This is a genomic window from Micromonospora maritima, assembly GCF_902825405.1.
Lineage (GTDB): Bacteria > Actinomycetota > Actinomycetes > Mycobacteriales > Micromonosporaceae > Micromonospora > Micromonospora maritima.
On the sequence record NZ_CADEAU010000413.1, the window covers coordinates 1 to 4,735 of the forward strand.

Here is a 4,735-nt window from a genome sequence, read left to right on the forward strand (position 1 = left end):
GCACGTCACGGCCCAGGGCCGCTGGGTCGCCGACCGGGTACGCGTGGTCGACACCCTCGCCGAGGCGGACGCCGCGGCGGCGGTCGTCGTCGCCGAGCCGTTCACCGGCACCGCCGAGGAGGCGCGCGCCGCGGTCGACGGGCTGTCGAAGTACCTGGCCGACGGGGCGGTGCTGAGCGTCGCCGCGCCGCTGTTCCGCACCGAGGGCGCGGGCGCCGAGCTGGACCGGCAGGGCGTGCTGCACGGCGTCCGCACCGACGTGGTGCTGCGCAACTCCCCGCCGGTACGCGTGCACCACCTGCGCTTCACCCCGGCACCGGCGGCGCTGGCCGCCTCGCTGTCGCCGGCGTACCGGCCGTCGAGCGTGCCGCTGACCCGGCAGATGCACATCGACTCCAACGGGGTGGCCGCCGCCGGCATCACGCTCGGCCTGGCCGCCCTCGCCCGGGCCGTCCGGCCGAAGTCCCGGCTCTGGCTGCTGCCGGCGCTGGCCGCCGCCCCGGTGGCCGCGTTCTTCCGGGACCCGGAGCGGGACGTCCCGGAGGACCCGTCGGCCGTGGTCGCGTCCGCGGACGGTCAGGTCCTCTCCGTGCAGCGGCTGCAGGACGAGCGCTTCGGCGACGGCGAGTGGCTGCGGGTCGCGGTGTTCCTGTCGGTGCTCGACGTGCACGTCAACCGCGCGCCGGTGGCCGGCAAGGTGGTCGACTACTTCGTGGCCGACGGCGGGTTCGTCAACGCGATGAAGCCGGACGCCGAGCACAACGTGGCGGCGTACACGGTGCTGGACACCGACCACGGGACGGTGGTGGTGGCCCAGCGCACCGGCCTGATCGCCCGCCGGATCGTGCAGCGGGCACCGGTCGGCTCGCTGCTGGCCCGGGGCGAGCGGTTCGGCCTGATCCGGTTCGGCTCGCGGACCGACGTCTACCTGCCGGCCGACGCCGCGGACCCGCTGGTCGGGCCGGGCGACAAGGTGGTCGGCGGCAGCACGGTCATCGCCCGCTGGCGCTGAGGCGGGAGAACGGAGAAGGGGCGCCGCGCGATGCGCGGCGCCCCTTCTCGTCGTCCGTGTCGCCTCAGGCGGCCCGGCGCTGGTGCAGCCAGAGCAGCGGGCCGCTGACCAGGTAGCCCACCACCACGAGGGCGAAGGTGAGCCGGATGTCGACGAGCGCGCCGACGACCGGGGCCAGCCAGAGCCACGGCGGCAGCTTCAGCAACCGGGCCAGCTTGGCGTAGGGGAAGCTCGACACCATGGCGAAGGCGAGCAGCGCCACGCCGGCGACCATCACCAGGCCGGAGACCGGCACGCCGATCGCCACGGTCAGGGCGAGCACCGCCGCCGCCATGGTGGTCGGTACGCCGCAGAAGAAGCGACCGTCCTTGGGTGAGACGTTGAAGCGGGCGAGCCGGATCGCCGCGCACGCGGCGACCAGGGCGCAGGCGACCGCGGCGGCCGCCGGGGGCACCGAGCCGGCCAGCGAGGCGTAGACCACCACCGGCGCGGCGAGGCCGAACGAGCACATGTCGGCGAGCGAGTCCATCTGCGCGCCGAACGGGCTGGCCACGCCGAGCTTGCGGGCCAGGGCGCCGTCGAGACCGTCGAACGCGACGCACGCGATCAGGCAGACGGCGGCGATCCGCACCTCGCCCTGCATGGCCAGGAAGATGGCCAGCATGCCGAGCATGAGGCTGCTCAGGGTGCAGGCGTTGACCAGCGCGAACTTGGCACGGCGGGCGGCGGTCCGCTCGCCGGGCAGGAGCGGGATGGACATCGCCGGGGACTCGTCGACCGGCGCGGCCGGGATGAGCACCGGGCTGACCGGGCGTACCGCCTCGATCTCGGCGTCGAGCCGGCCGTAGCGGAGCCGCTGGCGGTCGGCGTAACGGTGGTCGGGGGTGACCAGGTCGGTCCCGGGGGCGCCGTCGCGGCGGCCCACCCGGACCAGCAGCACCTGGCGGGCGAACGTGCTGCTGCGGCGCAACCGGCCCGCCCAGCGACGCCCTGCGGGGCGCGGACTGTCAGTCGTACGACGCCGGCGCCATGGGGCTCTCGGCACGTTTCCTCCATCACCGGATCGGCTGGCCGCCCACGTCGGGGCGGGTGTCCGGCTGTCTCGTGCCGGACCTTTCGGGCCCGGCAGCCCATTTGCGGAGTACACCATTGCACAGGGGATAGGGGCTTGGCGATAGCTGCCGGCGGTACTTATAACTCCCTTAACCGCGCGAACCGCTCACTTATTCCCATCTCGGGCCTCAACGCCCGTTTTCGTCGACCAATCCCTCCTTCCGACTGTACCGGAGGTGGCCCAGGCCGGCTCGGCGAGCGGTTCAGCTCACTTGCTGCCGGGTGGCCCGGGCCGCCACGTCGGTCAGCCGCAGCCCGGCGACCTCGGCCGGCGCGAACCAGGCGGCCCGGGCGGTGGAACCACCCGCCTGCTCGGTCACCACCGCCTCGGTCGGCGCGTCCACGCGCACCCGGTAGATCACCCGGATGCCGTGCCAGTCCAGCGGGCGGCGCTCCGGGCCCAGCGCGCCCGGATTGTGCAGGTTGTCCACGGCCAACAGGTCGACCACCCGCCCCAGCTGACCCGCCTCCTCGACCAGTTCCCGCAGCAGCCCGGCGGCCGGCTGCTCACCGTGGTCGGTGCCGCCGCCGGGCAGGTGCCACCGCCCGGCGCCCGGGTAGCCGTCGGCGATCATGGTGAGCAGCACCCGGCCGCCCGGATCGGTGACCAGCCCGTACGCGGCGAAACGCTGCCGCCGGTCCACGTCCGGTCCGGCCGGCGCGACGGGCCGACCCCGGGGCAGGTCGGCCGGCAGCGGCGTCACCGGCAGGCCGAGCAGCTCGGCGGTGAACGGCATCAGCGGCCGGGCCGCGGCCTCCTCGGGGGTGAACCAGGCCACCTCGTCGGTCCCGCCGTCCGGCTCCGGGCGCAGCCGCCCGCCCCGGGCCTCGACGTCGAAGATCAGCCGGTCGGTGTGCAGCGCGACACGCTCGTCCCGGAAGACGGCGACGTCGGCGACGGCGGCCCGGATCGTGTCGACCGCCACGGTCAGGCCGGTCTCCTCGGCGAACTCGCGCACCACGGCATCGGCCGGGTGCTCCGCGTGCGCGACGCCGCCGCCCGGCAGCTGCCACACCCCCGGGCAGGGGCATCCGGCCGCCCCACGCGCCAGCAGCACCCGCCCGTCGGAGTCCCGCAGCACCCCGTACGCCCCGACCCGCCGCTCTTCCCGCACCCGCACCCACTCCGTCCCGCCGCCCCACTCCGTCGATCATGAGGTTAGCGGTACCGAGGCGGACATTTCGCGCCGTCAACCTCATGATCGTCGGAGTGGGACGGGGGGCGGGACGGACGGGTGGGCTGTCAGAGGAGGTGGGCGGCCTGGACCGCCTCGGCCGTCACCTCGGTGAGGCGGTCGGTGGGGAGGGCGCCGAGTTCCTCGCGGCGGAACCAGCGGGCCTCGCACGTCGAGCCGCCGACGTCCGTCACGGTGGGCGGCGCGGGCTGGTCGACCACCACCCGGTAGAAGGCGCGTACGCCGTGCCAGTCGATCGGGTAGCCCTCCGGACCGAGCGAGGCGGCGTCGCGGTGGCTGGCCACCCCGAGCAGCTCGACCAGGCGGCCGGTCTGCCCGGTCTCCTCGACCAGCTCCCGGATCAGCGCGGCCCCCGGCTGCTCGCCGTAGTCGGTGCCGCCGCCGGGCAGGTGCCAGCAGCCGGCGCCCGGGTAGCCGTCGGACACCCGGGTCAGCAGCACCCGCTCCTCCGGGTCGGTGACCACGGCGTACGCGGCGAAGCGCTGCGCCCGGTGCAGCCCGTCCGGGCCGGGGACGGCGTAGAACGAGGGGAACTCGGGGACCTCCGCCGGCACGATGTCGTCGGTGGAGGCGGGCAGGCCCAGGGCGCGTGCGGTGAACGAGCGCAGCGGCAGCTCCCGGGCCTCGTCGAGGGTGAACCAGCGGGCCAGGTCGGTGGGGCGGCCGACCCGCTCGGTCAGCGTGCCGCCCCGGACCGACACGGTGTAGAGCAGCCGGTCGGTGTGGATCGTGATGCGCCGCTCGGGCAGCGCCCGCATGTCGGCCAGCACGTCCTGGAGGCCGGCGACCGCCACCGAGAGCCCGGTCTCGGCCGCGGTCTCCCGGACGACCGTGTGCTTGGGGTCCTCTCCGTGGTCGACCGCTCCCCCGGGGAGCGACCAGGTGCCGGGGGTGCCGGAGCGCTCCGATGCGCGGACCAGCAACACTCGGCCGTTTGAATCAGCACAAACTGCGTATGCCGCGATCCTGCGCAGCGGCTCCAGCGAGGTGGTCACGGGAGCAAATTCTCCCCGGCCCGGGTTACCTCCATCGAAAAGAGTCAGATTCCTGACTCTCGGCTGGCGCCTCAGGGACGGATCAGGGTAGGCGTCCGGGCGGTCACCGAGGTCGCCCGCCGACCGGCGCGGGACCGTGGAGACATGACCTCCACGAACCCCTCCCAGGCCCCGTACAAGCAGCTCCGCCGCCCGGTCAGCGACCGCATGATCGCCGGTGTGGCAAGCGGCCTCGGCCGCTACTTCGCGCTCGACCCCACGCTGGTCCGGGTGGTCTTCGCGACCGCCACCGTGCTCACCGGCGGGCTGGCCGCGCTCGCGTACCCGATCATGTGGTTCCTGATGCCCGAGGAGCCGGCCGGCGCGCCCGCCTGGCCGCACCCGCCGGGCACCGCGCCCGGCTGGCCGCCGGTCCCGCC

5 protein-coding genes are annotated in these 4,735 nt (G+C 74.8%); 2 read left to right on the forward strand and 3 right to left on the reverse strand.

Annotated features, from left to right (window positions below; all coding sequences use genetic code 11):
* Nucleotides 1–1,012 (forward strand): phosphatidylserine decarboxylase (locus HUW36_RS25875; RefSeq protein WP_174530540.1); only part of this gene is annotated, 1,012 nt, incomplete at its 5' end.
* A gap of 64 nt (nucleotides 1,013–1,076) precedes the next feature.
* Here the strand turns inward: HUW36_RS25875 and HUW36_RS25880 are convergent.
* From HUW36_RS25880 to HUW36_RS25890, 3 genes are all read right to left on the reverse strand, one after another.
* Nucleotides 1,077–1,982, reverse strand: coding sequence for a CDP-alcohol phosphatidyltransferase family protein (locus HUW36_RS25880; RefSeq protein ID WP_174530541.1), 906 nt, complete (start codon nucleotides 1,980–1,982; stop codon nucleotides 1,077–1,079).
* A gap of 346 nt (nucleotides 1,983–2,328) precedes the next feature.
* On the reverse strand, nucleotides 2,329–3,240 hold the full coding sequence (locus tag HUW36_RS25885) for an NUDIX hydrolase (RefSeq protein ID WP_174530544.1): 912 nt from the start codon (nucleotides 3,238–3,240) through the stop codon (nucleotides 2,329–2,331).
* Nucleotides 3,241–3,368: 128 nt separating this feature from the next.
* Nucleotides 3,369–4,316 carry an NUDIX hydrolase gene (locus HUW36_RS25890; protein WP_174530542.1) on the reverse strand — a complete coding sequence of 316 codons (948 nt, stop codon included), beginning with the start codon at nucleotides 4,314–4,316 and terminating at the stop codon, nucleotides 3,369–3,371.
* A 144-nt stretch (nucleotides 4,317–4,460) separates the two neighbouring features.
* Here HUW36_RS25890 and HUW36_RS25895 point away from each other — a divergent pair.
* The coding region (locus tag HUW36_RS25895) for a PspC domain-containing protein (RefSeq protein WP_174530543.1) at nucleotides 4,461–4,735 on the forward strand (275 nt) is incomplete at its 3' end.